Consider the following 15,478-nt stretch of genomic DNA (forward strand, 5'->3'; position numbering starts at 1 on the left):
TTATTCCTCCGTTCTTCGTTTAAAATAGTTTCCTTCTGTAACTTGTATCCTTTTTTCCTTTACATCCACATCAGTCAGTTTAACTAGTGATTTGTACTCATCTACAAGTCGTTCTTCAATTTTTTCTGCTTCAACCAAAACGGCAATACCAGCAACCTGTGCATTAAATTCTTCTAGTAAGCTGATCATTCCCATTACCGTTCCGCCTGCTTTCATAAAGTCATCGACAACTAAGACCCTAGAGCCTTGAGCCAAACTTCTTTTTGAAAGTACCATGGTTTGTATTCTTTTTGCAGATCCAGAAACATAGTTAATACTGACAGTTGGACCTTCTGTTACTTTACTATCTCTTCTTACAATCACAACAGGTGTGTTCAACTGACTCGCTACAGCATAAGCAAGGGGAATCCCCTTTGTAGCCACTGTCATAACCACATCTATTTTAGTATTTACATAGGCGGAAGCAATAATCCTACCGGCCTTTTGGACCACGGAAGGGTCACCCAAAATATCTGTTAAATACAAGTATCCCCCTGGCAAAAGCCTATCAGGGTGGGCAATTAACGAACATAACTCATTTACAAACGGCCTGGCCTCTTCATCACTTACACTTACAAAAAATTTAACCCCGCCCGCTGCACCAGGTACAGTTTGCAACGTTCCGATTCCTCTTTGTTCGAATGTCTCCTTCACTATTGCTAAGTCTTCACTGATAGAAGATTTCGCAGAAGAATAACGTTCAGCAAAGAAGGTAAGCGGTACCAGCTGACGCGGATGGTCAAGTAAATAGCTTGTCATATCGATCAATCGTTCACTGCGGCGAAACTTCATAGCAATCCTCCAAAAAGACGAATGTTCTAATAATAGGATATCACTAATGTACGTTTTTAATCAAGAGTATGTCGTTCACCGAGCATCCTTACAGCAAATACTTGGTCACAAAAACCTCTTAGTCCATTATAGATGCGATGCATTCTTGAATCATGCTGGACAATGCCAAAGACTGTCGGTCCGCTTCCGCTCATCAATACCGCATCCGCTCCAAAACGCTTCATCTGTTCCTTAATTTGCGCTACCTCGGGATGAAGTTTTAATGTAACATCTTCCAAGACATTTCCGACATTTTCACATACACCTTGATAGTCATTGTTGTGAATCGCCTTAACCATCTCTCCAATTTGAGGGTGCTGCATGCCATTTAAATCCAACCGACGATAGACCTCAGCTGTCGATACCCCAATATAAGGTTTTGCTAAAATAACCCAGCACGTTGGCGGAGCAGGAAGGTCAGTTATCATCTCTCCTCTGCCCCTCGCTAATGCTGTGCCGCCATATACACAAAATGATACATCTGAGCCTATTTCCGAGCCAAGGACAGCTAATTCATCCAACGTTAAACCGAGTTCCCATAACTTATTAAGGCCTCTTAGGGTTGCAGCAGCATCACTGCTGCCCCCAGCTAGTCCGGCCGCCACAGGAATTGTTTTTTCAATTGTAATTTGGACCCCTTTTTTCACTTGGTATCGGTCCTTTAACAATTGTGCCGCTTGAAAGGCTAAATTCCTTTGGTCATCAGGAACATAACGGTTGTGGGAGAGAATATGTATTTTATCCTGTTCTAATAATGTTAGTTCAACACGGTCCGCCAAATCAATCGTCGTCATGATCATCTCAACTTCGTGAAAACCATCAGGACGCTTATATAAAACATCTAAGGAAAGATTAATTTTGGCTGGTGCTTTTACTAAAAGCTTCACTATGCACACCTACACTTCTATCGTTCATATATTTTTTCCTATTTTACCACAAAACTCCTGATAGGAAAAAAGTCTATAAATAATATTTAAAAGCCAGGGGGATTCTACCCTCTGGCTTTGCCGTGGTGTTTGTTTTGTTTAAACATTGAGAAGCGCAGTGCTGCTTTAAAATATGCTAACTATGAACTGCCTTTTAGAGGTTGCGATTGTTTTTCATCAGCTGCTCTGAGGCCAGTTCAATTGCTCTTTTTACCATGTTTCCCGCGTCCTTCGCTCTGATGCCGCCCCAGCCCTCTTTTTGAACGACATCATAAAAACCAAGCTCTTTTGCAAGTTCTTCTTTAAACTGACTAGACATGACACCTCTTCTTCTTGCCATCTAAACAACCCCTTTTGTAACACTCACAGCAGTATTAGTATGGTATTAAGTGATTTTTTCAATTAGTTTTTTATTTGGCTGTGCCAAATTGGCCCGTTGATTTGCGCCCCAGGGCACTTCGCACAAATCAACTCAGTTATTACAACAAAATATACTTGTCACAGCCATTTTATTTAAAAAGCAAAAGGCAGAAAATCGGATGATTTTCTGCCCTAAAAAATTGCCCTATATTCTAACTTAAAGCTATGTGTCCTGCTGCATCTTCATAGAAGGTTATTTGAACCGTTTCAGTAAGTACATCTGCATAGCTGTATGAAACTCGTTCAAATGAATTCTCTTCTTGATCTAACTCGATTACAAAAACCGAAGGGTACGTTTCGGCTAATACGCCTGATCGTTCGATTGTCTTTCTACGTCCTCCGTTTGCCTTCAGCAACAATCTTTTCCCTAAATTTGAATCAAGAGCCTTTTTGATATCGGCTAAGGTTTTTGGCATTCGGTCCACCTCACTGTGTAAAGTATATCACACTGACATAGTCCCTGTCAAATAAAAACATAAAATTATATCAGTCCGACAAAAAGATTGTCAATATTTTTTCTTCTACTTTTTTTCCCATTTTTCAACAATCATTATGATTTCCTTAACAAGAGCTAATTATGTGCATATAAAAAAATAAGCCTTTATTTTTTTTCTAAAGGCTTATGATTCTTCTTCCTGGACAGGATTATAAGGCATTCCTGTTCGTAAGACCCCTTTCGTTTCAATTCCTCCGAGACCTTTTTCTCCAGTAAGTGTGTTTCTTAATACATCCCAAACATTGATACTTTCCATAAACGGCGTGAAGCTGATTTTTGCAACGATATAAACAGGGTCCAGAGCATGGATATTGATTCTTGATGGTGAACTAGCAAAGTTCGCTCCTGCATGAATCAAGGATTCAAAGTGTGATTGACAGGCACCTGCAAAAATGACAAGTTGATCTAAATGGGGTATTTTCCTGCGTGCTTCCTTAACGGTTTGGACAAAGTGCTTCGAGTGGCGGTATGCGTTGATATCTGTTATCTTTCCCTTCGACTTTGAATAGGCATCATGACCCGTAATGACTAAAATATCAGGCCGGTATTGATCGATTAAACCGCCAATTTTATGTGGCATTTCCTTTTCGTTACAATGGATGCCATATACAGGAATACCAATTTTTTCATATAACGTCATGCACTTTTGTAAGTAATCAGAATCGCCATCCAAATGAAGCACCCTTCCGGGCATTTGAAAATAATTGGCTGGCTGAACATAGCCCCCGGTCGCTTCATAATCCCGCCTTTGCTTTAGTAAATCGACGTCCTGTGCGAATAAACGGAAGGACTGCTCTTCAAGTGTTCTGTATTCCTGTACTATTTTGGACCTTACATTTGGGTTAATCACCACTAAATCATCGTAAGGTGCGTCTGCCATCAAGCGAATATCCTCACCATATAGAACTGCAAATTTCTGGCCATTTAGTGTTTGAATATCAATAACTCGGAATAGAATATCACAGTTATAGGACCGTCTGCCGACAATATCCATCATCTTTATATTCACTGCTGTCACTCCAATTAGACCAGCGTATAGGCCTTCCAAATAAAGTTTTTCTTTGATAGGCTATGCACCTACACAGTATTTTGTGAATGGACGGCTATTGTTAAATAATCCTTTTTGTTAAATAGCTCTGCTGCTATTTTAAATCAGGCTGATTGTGGGATTTGTCATTAAGATCCTTCAGTTAAGGACTGATATTTCTACACGCTCTTTCAATTTGTCCTCAAGACCACCGATTAAAGACAAATCCTTCTTTCCGCTCTTTCAATTTGTCCTCAAGACTCTCTTCTTAAGCACCCATAAATACAAAACTGCAAAAAAAATAGACCTAAATAAGGTCTATTGGAAATAGTGAAGCAACTCATCGCTCAGGCGGCCAAATTCCTGAACGGACAGAGTTTCCCCTCTTCTTGTCGGCTCAATGCCGGCAACGTTAAGTGCACTTAAGATTTCTTCCTTCTTTTGTTTTCCATCTGGAAGTTGGCTCGTTAAATTATTTAGTAACGTTTTACGCCTTTGCGCAAAACTTGCTCGTGTTACTTGAAAAAAGAACTTTTCATCCTTGACGCTTACCGCTGGTTCTTCCCTTCTGGTTAAGCGGATAACAGCGGAATCTACATTTGGCTGAGGAACGAAGACCGTTTTTGGAACAATCATAACCGTCTCTGCCTTTGTATAGTACTGTACAGCGATGGAAAGTGAACCGTATTCTTTTGTTCCAGGACGAGCTGAAATGCGGTCTGCGACCTCTTTTTGAAGCATACAGACGATACCTCTGATTGGGATTTGTTCCTCTAACAGCTTCATAATAATTGGAGTGGTCACGTAATAAGGAAGATTCGCCACAACCATTAGGTCATCAACCTCTGTAAACTCTGTCTCGATCACTTCCTGAACATCTGCCTCTAGAATATCATTATGTATCACTTTAACATTTTCATATGGTGAAAGAGTGTCCGCTAATATTGGTAATAATCTTTGATCAATTTCAAATGCAACTACTTTTTTGCTGCGGCGTGCAAGCTGTTCAGTCAGAGCTCCAATGCCAGGGCCAATTTCTATCGCCCCTGATTGGTCCCCCAATTCAGCAAAGTCAACAATTCTATGTAAGATATTTGTGTCTATTAAAAAGTTTTGCCCTAGACTTTTCTTAAAAGAAAAGCCGTATTTTTCAAGTATGGCACGTGTACGAATCGGGGTAGCAATGTCTTTATTCATTTTTTTCCTCCTGTATGACAACTGCAAGAGCTTCTGCAAATTCCTGCTTGCTGATTTGGAACATCATTAACCTTTTATATAATTGTTTCCCATTGGTATAACCAATTTTCAAAAGTTTTCCCAACATGATCCTGCGTTCTTTTGAACCTGGTCCTCCAACGAGTCCAGCCATAATTAAATCTTCCTGTGTGATTTCCTCTTGAATCGTCTCTGACATAGTTTGTGCATCTCTTAATGCATTCCTTATTGCTTCTAGAGGTGCATGTTCCACACCAAGACCTTTTCCATTTTTAGCAACAGCGACTTCTTTTGGTAAGAAAGCATGTTTTGCCCCAGGGACTTTTTCCGCAATCGTTTTCCTGATTTTTTCTCCTGGAAAATCCGGGTCTGTAAAAATGATAACCCCTCTTGTTGCTTGTGCTCTTTTTATTTTTTCAATCGTTTCCTCATTAATTGCTGATCCATTGGTTTCTATTGTATCTGCGTCAACTGCTCGTTTAATCGTGGTAGTATCATCTTTTCCTTCCACCACAATGAATTCCTTAATTTTCATTATTTCCTCCGGACATGAATGATAAAAATAAAATAATTTGAAAAAAAAATGAAACATTTTTGTAATGTCCACCGTCTATATTTACAAAGTCATTCATATTATTAAGTAATTAGATTAATGTATTCGATGCAAGTATAAAGAATATTAGAGAAAAAGCAAAATGCAGAGGCTCATTTAAACCTCTGCAGCGTTAAGCTTATTGTAATATCTTAATCTTTACCTTTCTGACTCCCCAGCGGAAAGCCTCCGCCTTTGTTGGGAAAAAAACATCAATCTTGTGTCCCTTTATAGCGCCGCCAGTATCAGCAGCTACAGCATAGCCATAGCCTTCCACATAAACCTTCGTCCCGAGCGGAATAACTCGCGGGTCCACTGCAATTATTTTTGCACCTGGGTTTGCACGCAGATCAAATCCCGTAGCCGTTCTTCCTGAACAGCCGTTACAATAGGCAGTATAGGCAGTAGTATTGACATAAAACTCAGTTCCAGTTTCTGCTCCACGGGAAACTTGAATATCTAATTCCTTCGTTCCGACAGCCACAACTTTATCGAGTTTTTCTCTAAGTTTCTGCTCACCAATTATTTTTCTTGAGACTTCTTTACCATTTTCCAAGATGACTTCATATTCTTTCGAAACAATTCCCTGTTTACCTTCTGTAACAGTTACTTGTTTTCCCTTTTCTAAACCCTCATCCTTCTTGGTGATCACGGCAAATTGAATTGGTTCTTCCACTACATCGGTGACTTTTTCTACGCGAATAACGTTAATAACGCCATCCTTTTGCAATGTCTCTGATAATGACGGTTCAACTCGGTCAAATTCATTAAGTTTAATACCCTGTTGTGTTAAAAAGTCAGCGACCGTAGCCGAAGTGGACCATACTTGTTGCTGTTTCCCGCCGTCAACTAGTGTTAGATGAAGAGCAAATTTAATGCGAATATCCATCTTACTTTTGACTGTTTCCTGCGGTTTTGGTGTAATTTCATCCTGTTCGTTCAATACAATTTGTTGCTCTTTTAGTAGCTCAGCGACTGTACCTGCTGTTGTCCATATCGTTTTTTTCTCGTTGTCTTGGACAATTTGAACCTGTTTTGCTTGTTTCCAGACAATTTTTTGATTGTCTTGGACCTTCGTATCGGCTGAAGGTGACAAGTAGTCTTTTGAGTTGAGTGGTATATCCAGTTGAGTAAATACTTCCTTAACTGTATTGGCATGCGTCTTTATTACTTTTTGCTGTCCGTTAAGAGTCAGTGCAACGGTATACTTAGATCCTTCATAGTATGAAAAACCAAGAAGTGCTGCTAAAACTACAAAACTAGCAAAAGTGATCGCCAACCTTTTACTACTCGAAGACTTGGAAAACAGGTTTTTCATGTTTTTGAATACGATGAAAAACGCCTCCTTCTCTCGGAGAGATTATTGAGAAACATGCTGTCGGCTGTCAACCCTTGCATATGTTGTGAACGTATTTCCTATTATGCATATAGTTGGGAAATTTGCAAAGGAAAACTTCTCGACACGGTTATCCTATGAGAAAAAGAAGGCGTGTAGAACTTTAAGTTATAGTAAAAAATTCGGACAAGCTTCTATTTACTTCGACAAGCTTGTCTATCAGTTTATGTCGAATATTTTTTTTGCATTGGCAGTGGTTATGTTTGCAACTTCCTCAAAGGATAATCCTTTGATTTCGGCAATTTGTTCCGCAACTAACTTTACGTATCCGGGTTCATTACGTTTTCCGCGATAAGGATGAGGTGCTAGATACGGACAGTCGGTTTCTATCAGCAGTTTTTCTATCGGAACAACCGCTGCCACTTCCTTGGGTTTCTTGGCGTTTTTAAACGTAACAGGACCGCCTAGTGAAATATAAAAATTCATCTTTAGACATTCTACCGCAACCTCAGGACTCCCACTAAAACAATGCATAATTCCTCCAACCTCAGCTGCACCCTCTTCTTGTAAAATTTCTACGATATCAGCTGTTGCTTCTCGGTTATGAATCACAATTGGAAGTTTTACCTTTTTGGCCAACTGAATTTGCCTCCGAAATACCTCCTTTTGGATTTCCTTTGGTGATTTATCCCAATGATAATCTAGTCCCATTTCTCCGATTGCGACTACTTTTGGATGTCCAGCTAGGTCTTCGATCCAAATCAAATCCTCATCTGTCATATCAATAGCATCAACCGGATGCCAGCCTATACAGGCATAGATAAACTCGTATTTTTCAGCAAGCTCCATCGCTTTATTAATCGTCGGTCTATCAAAGCCTACACAAACCATATGAGATACCCCTGCTTCCTGGGCCCTTAGAATAACTTCCTCAAGATCTTCCTCATATTGTTCAGCGTTTAAATGTACATGCGTATCAAATAACATAAATAAAACTCCTTTGTAGAATTACATTACTTATTATGTCGAACCAATAAAGAAAAAATGGAAATGCCACGAAATTTGTTTCACGTGGAACATTTCCATTCAAATAATCTACTTTACCTTCGAACCGTTTGGTAATGTTTGGTCAACGGTGGCAAGCGACAAGGCTCCATCTTTCGATCCTGCTAAGATCATTCCTTGTGATAATTCTCCACGTAGTTTCACCGGCTTAAGGTTTGTTATACAAATTACTTTTCTTCCAACTAACTCCTCAGGTTTATAATACTGGGCAATGCCTGAGACCACTTGACGTTTTTCATAGCCTAAGTCCAACTGAAGTTTTAACAGCTTATCAGCTTTTTTAATATGTTCAGCCTGAACGACTTCTGCTACACGTAAATCTATTTTCATGAAATCATCTATTGCAATTTCAGCTATTTCTTCTGGCTTTTCTACTTGTTTTTCTTCTTGTTTCTCTTCAACGACTGGAGCTGAACCTCCCATTTTAGCACGGATAAATTCAACTTCCTCTGCAATTTCAAGGCGCGGGAATAAAGGATTTCCTTTTAAAACCTTCGTACGTTTTGGAATAGCGCCGAAGCCAGTTAAACTATCCCATGTCTTAAGTTCCTCATGGTTAATGCCCAGTTGTTCAAACATACCATTCGGTGTCACTGTTAAGAATGGCTGCAGCAAAACTGCTGTTCTTCTTAATGATTCAGCTAAGTGCACCATTACACTAGCCAGCTCATCCTTATTTTCTTCTGATTTTGCCAATGCCCATGGCTGTGTTTCATCAATATATTTATTGGTACGACTCACCAATTGCCATATGGATGTTAGCGCAACGGAAAATTCCATCTTTTCCATGGCCTCTTCATATTTAGCAACCGTTTCACGATTGACCTGAAGCAGCGCCTCATCAAATTCACCCGTAGAGCCAGAATAAGCAGGAATCACACCATCAAAGTATTTATCAATCATCGCTACTGTACGGTTTAACAGATTGCCTAGATCATTTGCTAAATCGAAATTAATTCTTTCAACAAATCCCTCTGGTGTAAATACACCATCTGCCCCAAATGGCACTTCTCTTAATAAATAATATCGAAGCGCATCAAGACCATAACGATCAATTAATGTAACAGGATCCACAACATTGCCTTTTGATTTAGACATTTTTCCATCTTTCATTAAAAGCCAGCCATGTGCAAAAACCTTTTTAGGAAGTGGAAGATCCAAAGCCATTAACATAATGGGCCAATAAATGGTGTGGAAACGAACAATTTCTTTCCCAACAAGATGAACATCTGCTGGCCAGTATTTCAAATATTTATTTTCATTATCTGTTCCATAGCCAAGTGCCGTAATGTAATTAGATAACGCGTCAATCCAAACATAAATGACGTGTTTTGGATCCCCAGGTACTTTTACTCCCCAATCAAAGGTTGTTCTTGAAACAGCTAAATCCTCTAAACCAGGTTTGATAAAGTTATTAATCATTTCATTTTTTCGTGATTCTGGCTGGATAAACTCCGGATTTTCTTCATAGTATTGTAACAGTCGATCGACATATTTACTCATTTTAAAAAAGTAGGATTCTTCTTTAACGATTTCTACACCTCTGCCGCAGTCAGGGCAATTTCCTTCCACTAATTGTCGGTCAGTGTAAAAAGATTCACACGGAGTACAATACCAGCCTTCATACTTGTCCAAGTAAATATCACCTTGTTCAAGCAGTCTAGCAAAAATCTTTTCGACAACTTGCTTATGTCTCTCTTCCGTTGTTCGAATAAAGTCGTCATAAGAGATATCAAGCTTTCTCCATAAATCTTTAATTCCATCCACAATTTCATCCACATACTGCTGTGGGGATATCCCTTTTTCCTCAGCTTTGCGCTGAATTTTTTGCCCGTGCTCATCTGTTCCTGTTAAGTACATTACATCAAAGCCGCGCATCCTTTTATAGCGTGCCATTGCGTCTCCGGCTACAGTAGTATAAGCATGGCCAATATGTAAATTTCCGCTCGGATAATAAATCGGAGTGGTGAGATAAAAAGTTTTTTGTTTTTCTTGCATTTGATACCCTCCTAATAGTAAACACTCAACATTTCTATTAAAACATTATTACCTTTTTTCGTCCTTCTATATCATCAAAATATACCCAAAAATCAATAAATGTGCAATAAAGCCCAAACATATGCAATAGATTTATTTTATCATTTTTCCTTCTCCCCCCAAAAAAATAAAACTTCTGTCGAAACTTATATAGAAGATTATTGTTGTTTTTTGTCGAATTTTACAAAGTAAATACGAAACTAATTTAATCACATAATAATGGTAAAAAACCAATAAACTTGAATGACTATTCATTATACATTGATATATCAACAATTCTATGAATTGATAATATTTTCCATTATTTTTTACTTTAAAGTAATTGACGGAAAATGGAATCGCTGGTATTATAAGTTTATAAAAAATATGTCGAATAATGACGAATAAATAGAAATAGAAGTTTATAGGTTTAATATGAGAGGAGCTATTAAAATGAAATCTACAGGTATTGTCCGTAAAGTTGATGAATTAGGTCGTGTAGTAATTCCTATCGAATTAAGAAGAACACTTGGTATTGCTGAAAAAGACGCACTCGAAATTTATGTTGATGACGAGCGCATTATCTTAAAGAAATACAAGCCTAATATGACTTGCCAAGTAACAGGTGAAGTTTCTGATGATAACTTAGCACTTGCTGGCGGAAAGTTAATCCTTAGCCGTGAAGGTGCAGAACAGTTAGTAAATGAAATCAAAAGCCAATTTGAATTGGTGAAATAATATAAATGAAGCTTCTCCTGCAGCGGGAGAAGCTTTTTTTAATGATTATTGGTCAATATGGTATGCTTGATATACTTCACGTTTGTTAATGCCGCGATCCTTCGCTGTTTGTTTGATCGCCTCTTTAGAAGGAATTTCTTTTACACTTATGTAGTGATTTACATGTTCTTCAATCGACAGGGCTTCCCACCAGGAACTTTCTTCTTCCTTTAGTTTGCTTTCGTCGGCACCTTCAATAATTAAGCAAAATTCACCACGAATTTCATCCTGATGTGCCCATTCCACTACTTCAGATAAGTTTCCTCTTATAAATTCCTCAAATTTCTTAGTTAATTCACGACAAATCGCCGCCTTACGATCCCCGAGGATATCATACATACTTGTTAAGGTTTCTTTCAGTCGATGTGGCGATTCGTAGAAAATAAGTGTTCCTGTTTGTTTCTTTAAACTCTCTAACTCTGTTTTCTTTTCCTTTTTGCTTCGGTTTAAGAATCCATAGAAATAGAAAGGCTGACAGGTAAGTCCTGAGGCAATTAATGCTGGAAGGGCTGCATTAGCTCCTGGCAGGGGTACTACGGTTACCTTTTCACTTATTGCAGCCTCTACGAGCTCATATCCTGGATCTGAAATTGCCGGCATACCAGCATCACTCACCAAAGCAATTTTCATGCCTTCTTTAATTTTATGAATAAGCTTCTCGCCACTTGATTCCTTATTATGCTCATGATAGCTGACAACTGGCGTTTGAATTTCAAAGTAATTGCATAATTTCTTTGTATTTCTTGTATCCTCTGCCGCAATCAAATCTGCTTCCTTTAAAATCCTTACAGCACGAAAACTCATGTCCTCAAGGTTGCCAATTGGAGTTGGGACAAGATAAAGTATTCCCTTTTGTGCCTCATTTTCAAAGCTCTTTTGCTGCCACACATTCATCACCCATTTCATTATTCGCCATATAAAATTTTTCTTATATCAGCTGTGTATTCCCCTTCTTCATTGTAAACAAATAAGGGAGGAAGTATTTTTAAATCCGGACTGCCATCTTTAATTGCTTCAATTAATAATGTATTTGCCTCTTTCCCTTGCTTCGGATAAACAAACTGAATGCGCTTTGGTTCAAGGCGATACTGCCGCATAAGCGAAATGATATCCATCAGCCTTCCTGGACGATGGACAAATGCCACCTTTCCGCCTTGTCTCACCAGCTGACTTGAGGCCTTTACCGCATCTTCAAGAGTACATAGAATCTCATGACGAGCAATAGCCAGATGCTCATTCGGATTTATTTCCTCTTTTGAAGCTGTTGTAAAATAGGGCGGATTGCAGGTGACTACATCATATTTTCCATAGCCTAATTGTTTAGGCATTTCTTTTATATCCCCATGAATCATCTGCAGGCGTTCCTGAAGATGGTTATATTCAATACTTCTTACTGCCATGTCATAAAGACGCTCTTGTATCTCTACACCAGCAATATTCCCCTTTGTACGGGCACTTAAAAATAATGGAATCACACCATTTCCACTACAAAGATCAATGATATTCCCTTTTTGTATCGGGACATACACAAATCGAGCGAGTAAAACCGCATCTAACGAAAAAGCAAAAACTGAAGGACTTTGGATAATCCTTAGATTTTCAGCAAGCAAATAATCAAGCCGCTCATCACCCTTTAACAAAACCATAACTACACACCTCTAAATAATATGTAAAAAAATGAGGCTGACCTGTGTCAACCTCTTCATGTTATTTCTTATTAAGAAAGGAGAGACAAAATAAGCAATCGCCTTCCTTACGTAAACTTCCAAAATGAAGGTTACAAATATGAAATCCTTCTTGGTATAGACGAGCAAGATTATCATAGCCTTCTCCGATATCTAAAGTCCGGTCTCCGGCAGACACACGGGAGGTTGTCCCTTTTTTAACTTTCTCATCCTTTTTTTCTTTTTCCGTGGTTACATCTAAACGGCGTCTTAGATGTTCATTTTCTAGCTTTAAATAATGATTCTCTTCTAGTATTTCGGCTAAATGCTGCTTTAATTCCCCGAGTTGTTGGTAAAGATGGCCAATTTGTGTTTCCATATTACTTACTGATTCAAATATCTCTTTTTTATCCACGTCGCACACCTCTTAATCTGTGGATTGTATAGACAAGGCACCCTCTTTAATGATTTCGTCCAATGTATACTCCAGAACTCGATCCTGTTCCTTTAGTTCCACCTGAAGTACCCGCTCTAATATATTTAATCCTACCACTTTTCCTCGACCTTGAGGAGTTTCAATCATCTCGCCCAAATCAGGCAGTTGTTCTTTAGCAGCTTCGTATTCATCATTTTCATATTTTAAACAGCACATAAGCCTACCGCATAAACCGGATATCTTAGTAGGATTCAATGAGAGATTTTGGTCTTTTGCCATCTTAATGGATACAGGGTCAAAATCACCTAAGAACGTGGAACAACACAGCATCCTTCCACATGGACCAATTCCTCCAAGCATTTTCGCTTCATCCCGAACACCGATTTGGCGTAATTCAATTCTTGTCCGAAAAATAGACGCTAAATCTTTTACTAACTCACGAAAATCTACTCTTCCGTCAGCAGTAAAATAGAAAATTATCTTATTTCGGTCAAATGTATATTCAACATCCACTAGCTTCATATCTAATTGGTGTCCATTTACTTTTTCATTACAAACATCATATGCTTCCTGGGCAGCTTGTTTATTTTCTTCAACGATCATTCGATCTTTGTGATCTGCAATTCTCACTACCTTTTTTAAGGGTAAAACAACGTCATGCTCTTCAACCTGTTTACGAGGAACAACGGCCCTTCCGTATTCTACACCGCGCACAGTTTCGACAATGACGAAGTCGTCCTTCTGAATTGAGAGGTCTCCAGGATCAAAATAATAGATTTTACCCGCTTTTTTAAAGCGTACTCCTACAACATCATACAAATGAAGATCCCTCCTGCAAATTCAACACAAGCTCTTCCATCATTAGCTGCGGATTCATATTAGCCGCAAGCTTCCTTTTTGCCTCGAGAATAGCCGACATTTGATCCGATAACCGCCGTCCGGATGTTTCAAGAGCATACTGTCTCAACCGGTCACTTTCAGCTTTAAAGACGATTTGCTCCTGTTTATCTAATTGTATATATAATAAATCCTTAAAAATAAGAAGTAAAAGATCTAAACCACGATTAATCTGTTCTTTCTCTTTAAAGTGTGAAAACCATTCCCCTTGAAGAGTTACCATAGCTTCTAAAGGATTTTTTCTCAACACCTCATATAATTTTACCACTATCTTTTGAGCTTGTGCAAACCAATCATCACCATTTAACTCATACGCCTCGTCCAGGCTATTTGTCAACTGAGCTAATAATGGTGCTTTCATTGGATTAACGCCATTTTCAGTTAATTGTTGAATCATCGCATGCAGAGGTAATGGTTTAAATGATAATATTTGGCAGCGCGAAAGAATGGTCGGTAATAGCTGTTGCGGCTGCTCTGTTAAAAGAAAGGCTGTAGTTTGTGAGTTTGGTTCCTCAAGAAACTTAAGCAAACTATTTGCCGCACTAACACTCATTTTATCAGCGTCACTAATCATATAAACCTTTCTTTGTGATTCCACACCTTTTTTTGAGAACTCCTCTTGGAGGTCTTGAATTTGTTGTTTCTTAATCGATAACCCATCAGGCTCAACCTTATGAACATCTGGGTGATTACCGCTGTTAATACGGCGGCAATTATGACAGGCTTCACATGGTTTATAGCCTTCTATTAAAGAATCACAAAATAAAGCTTTTGTAATTAATAAGGCAATTTCCTTTTTACCAGTCCCTCTGATTCCCTCAAATAAATAGGCGTGGGCGACACGATTCTTCAACAAACTGTTCTTTAACATTTTTAGCACGGCCGGCTGAAGATCTTCTAGTTGGTCCCATGTTTTCACCACGTTCATCACCCACTTACTTTTATTTATTTATTTGGCTGTGTTACTTTTTTTGCCCGTTGATAACCAATCTAATCAACATTTTAGCTTTAACACAGCCATAGATTTAAAAATGCATAAATTGTTCGATTGGAAGTACAAAGACAGTAGCACCGCCGACCTCAACTTCAACTGGATAAGGTACAAAAGAGTCCGCATTTCCTCCCATAGGAGAAACCGGTGCCACTAATTGATCCCGTGATTTACAGTTATCTTTTATGATTTGCAAGGCACGATCTACACGAATATCTTCTGTTCCAATCATAAAGGTGGTGTTGCCAGATTTCAAAAAGCCGCCTGTAGTTGCCAGCTTTGTCGCTCTAAAATTATTATCAACCAATGCTTTTGATAATCGATTGCTATCCTGGTCCTGAACAACAGCGATGATAAGTTTCATCTCTACCAACCCCTTCGTCAACATTCATTTATCTTTCCTATATTATAACAGGTATTTGTCCCTGTTACATTGATATTCGACATAGGTTGTTTTGGAAAGTTGTCTGAAATTTTATTCTGGGCGGTCGAAGTAACTTGCCTAATTGCTTTAATGGCAGTCGTATTGGCATCGTTATTGGTAAACCCTCATGGAAACCAGCAAAAGTAAAACAGGCGGAGATATTCCGGTTAAATGCAGAATGAGGCTCTTTTCGGGGTATTTAAGCGGAGGGTTTCCGCTTAATCAAAGAAAACTCTCCCATTTTTGTATTTTTTGGGTCAATAGGCGGAATCTCTCCGACTGTTTAAGCCCTTTTTATTAGTAATTACGAGTTAAGCGGAATTTCT

At 38.7% G+C, this 15,478-nt stretch carries 17 protein-coding genes; 1 reads left to right on the forward strand and 16 read right to left on the reverse strand.

Going from position 1 to position 15,478, the window contains the following annotated elements; all coding sequences use genetic code 11:
- From purR to metG, 10 genes are all read right to left on the reverse strand, one after another.
- Positions 1–831 carry a pur operon repressor gene (gene purR, locus BANA01_RS23350; RefSeq protein ID WP_063254890.1) on the reverse strand — a complete coding sequence of 277 codons (831 nt, stop codon included), beginning with the start codon at positions 829–831 and terminating at the stop codon, positions 1–3.
- Between the two features lie 56 nt (positions 832–887).
- Complete coding sequence (gene ispE / locus BANA01_RS23355) at positions 888–1,757, reverse strand: 4-(cytidine 5'-diphospho)-2-C-methyl-D-erythritol kinase (RefSeq protein WP_063254891.1); 870 nt, start codon at positions 1,755–1,757, stop codon at positions 888–890.
- A gap of 193 nt (positions 1,758–1,950) precedes the next feature.
- Entirely contained in the window at positions 1,951–2,136 is a 186-nt protein-coding gene (locus BANA01_RS23360; protein ID WP_174524442.1) for a small, acid-soluble spore protein, alpha/beta type, read from the reverse strand.
- A 232-nt stretch (positions 2,137–2,368) separates the two neighbouring features.
- Positions 2,369–2,632 (reverse strand): biofilm formation stimulator Veg, encoded by a 264-nt coding sequence (veg, locus tag BANA01_RS23365; protein WP_063254892.1) that lies wholly within the window; start codon positions 2,630–2,632, stop codon positions 2,369–2,371.
- A 204-nt stretch (positions 2,633–2,836) separates the two neighbouring features.
- The gene (yabG, locus tag BANA01_RS23370) at positions 2,837–3,721 is read right to left on the reverse strand and encodes a sporulation peptidase YabG (protein WP_063254893.1); all 885 of its coding nucleotides are present in this window, start codon (positions 3,719–3,721) and stop codon (positions 2,837–2,839) included.
- A gap of 336 nt (positions 3,722–4,057) precedes the next feature.
- On the reverse strand, positions 4,058–4,936 hold the full coding sequence (gene rsmA, locus BANA01_RS23375; RefSeq protein ID WP_063254894.1) for a 16S rRNA (adenine(1518)-N(6)/adenine(1519)-N(6))-dimethyltransferase RsmA: 879 nt from the start codon (positions 4,934–4,936) through the stop codon (positions 4,058–4,060).
- Positions 4,929–5,489, reverse strand: a complete 561-nt coding sequence (gene rnmV / locus BANA01_RS23380; RefSeq protein WP_063254895.1) for a ribonuclease M5 — start codon at positions 5,487–5,489, stop codon at positions 4,929–4,931. Before rnmV ends, rsmA begins: the two co-directional genes overlap by 8 nt.
- Before the next feature lie 196 nt (positions 5,490–5,685).
- Complete coding sequence (locus BANA01_RS23385) at positions 5,686–6,864, reverse strand: G5 and 3D domain-containing protein (protein WP_063254896.1); 1,179 nt, start codon at positions 6,862–6,864, stop codon at positions 5,686–5,688.
- Between the two features lie 237 nt (positions 6,865–7,101).
- On the reverse strand, positions 7,102–7,869 hold the full coding sequence (locus BANA01_RS23390; protein ID WP_063254897.1) for a TatD family hydrolase: 768 nt from the start codon (positions 7,867–7,869) through the stop codon (positions 7,102–7,104).
- A 108-nt stretch (positions 7,870–7,977) separates the two neighbouring features.
- The gene (gene metG / locus BANA01_RS23395; RefSeq protein ID WP_063254898.1) at positions 7,978–9,945 is read right to left on the reverse strand and encodes a methionine--tRNA ligase; all 1,968 of its coding nucleotides are present in this window, start codon (positions 9,943–9,945) and stop codon (positions 7,978–7,980) included.
- Positions 9,946–10,410: 465 nt separating this feature from the next.
- Between metG and BANA01_RS23400 the strand changes: the two genes are divergently transcribed.
- Positions 10,411–10,701 (forward strand): AbrB/MazE/SpoVT family DNA-binding domain-containing protein, encoded by a 291-nt coding sequence (locus BANA01_RS23400; RefSeq protein WP_174524443.1) that lies wholly within the window; start codon positions 10,411–10,413, stop codon positions 10,699–10,701.
- Between the two features lie 45 nt (positions 10,702–10,746).
- Here the strand turns inward: BANA01_RS23400 and rsmI are convergent, their stop codons facing one another.
- The 6 genes from rsmI to BANA01_RS23430 all read right to left on the reverse strand — a co-directional run bounded on the left by rsmI (position 10,747) and on the right by BANA01_RS23430 (position 15,092).
- On the reverse strand, positions 10,747–11,628 hold the full coding sequence (gene rsmI / locus BANA01_RS23405) for a 16S rRNA (cytidine(1402)-2'-O)-methyltransferase (protein ID WP_063254908.1): 882 nt from the start codon (positions 11,626–11,628) through the stop codon (positions 10,747–10,749).
- Positions 11,629–11,645: 17 nt separating this feature from the next.
- Positions 11,646–12,386, reverse strand: a complete 741-nt coding sequence (locus BANA01_RS23410; protein WP_063254899.1) for a tRNA1(Val) (adenine(37)-N6)-methyltransferase — start codon at positions 12,384–12,386, stop codon at positions 11,646–11,648.
- Positions 12,387–12,447: 61 nt separating this feature from the next.
- Positions 12,448–12,819, reverse strand: coding sequence for a DNA replication initiation control protein YabA (yabA, locus tag BANA01_RS23415; RefSeq protein WP_063254900.1), 372 nt, complete (start codon positions 12,817–12,819; stop codon positions 12,448–12,450).
- 12 nt (positions 12,820–12,831) lie between these two features.
- Positions 12,832–13,659: a PSP1 domain-containing protein gene (locus BANA01_RS23420; protein ID WP_063254901.1), complete on the reverse strand. Its 828-nt coding sequence runs from the start codon at positions 13,657–13,659 to the stop codon at positions 12,832–12,834.
- Positions 13,652–14,659, reverse strand: a complete 1,008-nt coding sequence (gene holB, locus BANA01_RS23425; RefSeq protein ID WP_063254902.1) for a DNA polymerase III subunit delta' — start codon at positions 14,657–14,659, stop codon at positions 13,652–13,654. The genes BANA01_RS23420 and holB overlap by 8 nt, the downstream gene beginning before the upstream one ends.
- A gap of 103 nt (positions 14,660–14,762) precedes the next feature.
- Complete coding sequence (locus BANA01_RS23430; protein WP_063254903.1) at positions 14,763–15,092, reverse strand: cyclic-di-AMP receptor; 330 nt, start codon at positions 15,090–15,092, stop codon at positions 14,763–14,765.
- Positions 15,093–15,478: the final 386 nt, after the last annotated feature.

Source organism: Neobacillus niacini NBRC 15566 (assembly GCF_001591505.1).
GTDB classification, from domain to species: Bacteria; Bacillota; Bacilli; order Bacillales; family Cytobacillaceae; genus Neobacillus; species Neobacillus niacini.

Excerpts from the sequence above, each read along its gene's own strand:
- purR (WP_063254890.1), bottom strand. The coding sequence starts at position 831 with ATGAAGTTTCGCCGCAGTGAACGATTGATCGATATGACAAGCTATTTA.
- BANA01_RS23360 (WP_174524442.1), bottom strand. The coding sequence starts at position 2,136 with ATGGCAAGAAGAAGAGGTGTCATGTCTAGTCAGTTTAAAGAAGAACTT.
- veg (WP_063254892.1), bottom strand. The coding sequence starts at position 2,632 with ATGCCAAAAACCTTAGCCGATATCAAAAAGGCTCTTGATTCAAATTTA.
- rsmA (WP_063254894.1), bottom strand. The coding sequence starts at position 4,936 with ATGAATAAAGACATTGCTACCCCGATTCGTACACGTGCCATACTTGAA.
- rnmV (WP_063254895.1), bottom strand. The coding sequence starts at position 5,489 with ATGAAAATTAAGGAATTCATTGTGGTGGAAGGAAAAGATGATACTACC.
- BANA01_RS23385 (WP_063254896.1), bottom strand. The coding sequence starts at position 6,864 with ATGAAAAACCTGTTTTCCAAGTCTTCGAGTAGTAAAAGGTTGGCGATC.
- BANA01_RS23390 (WP_063254897.1), bottom strand. The coding sequence starts at position 7,869 with ATGTTATTTGATACGCATGTACATTTAAACGCTGAACAATATGAGGAA.
- metG (WP_063254898.1), bottom strand. The coding sequence starts at position 9,945 with ATGCAAGAAAAACAAAAAACTTTTTATCTCACCACTCCGATTTATTAT.
- BANA01_RS23410 (WP_063254899.1), bottom strand. The coding sequence starts at position 12,386 with ATGGTTTTGTTAAAGGGTGATGAGCGGCTTGATTATTTGCTTGCTGAA.
- BANA01_RS23430 (WP_063254903.1), bottom strand. The coding sequence starts at position 15,092 with ATGAAACTTATCATCGCTGTTGTTCAGGACCAGGATAGCAATCGATTA.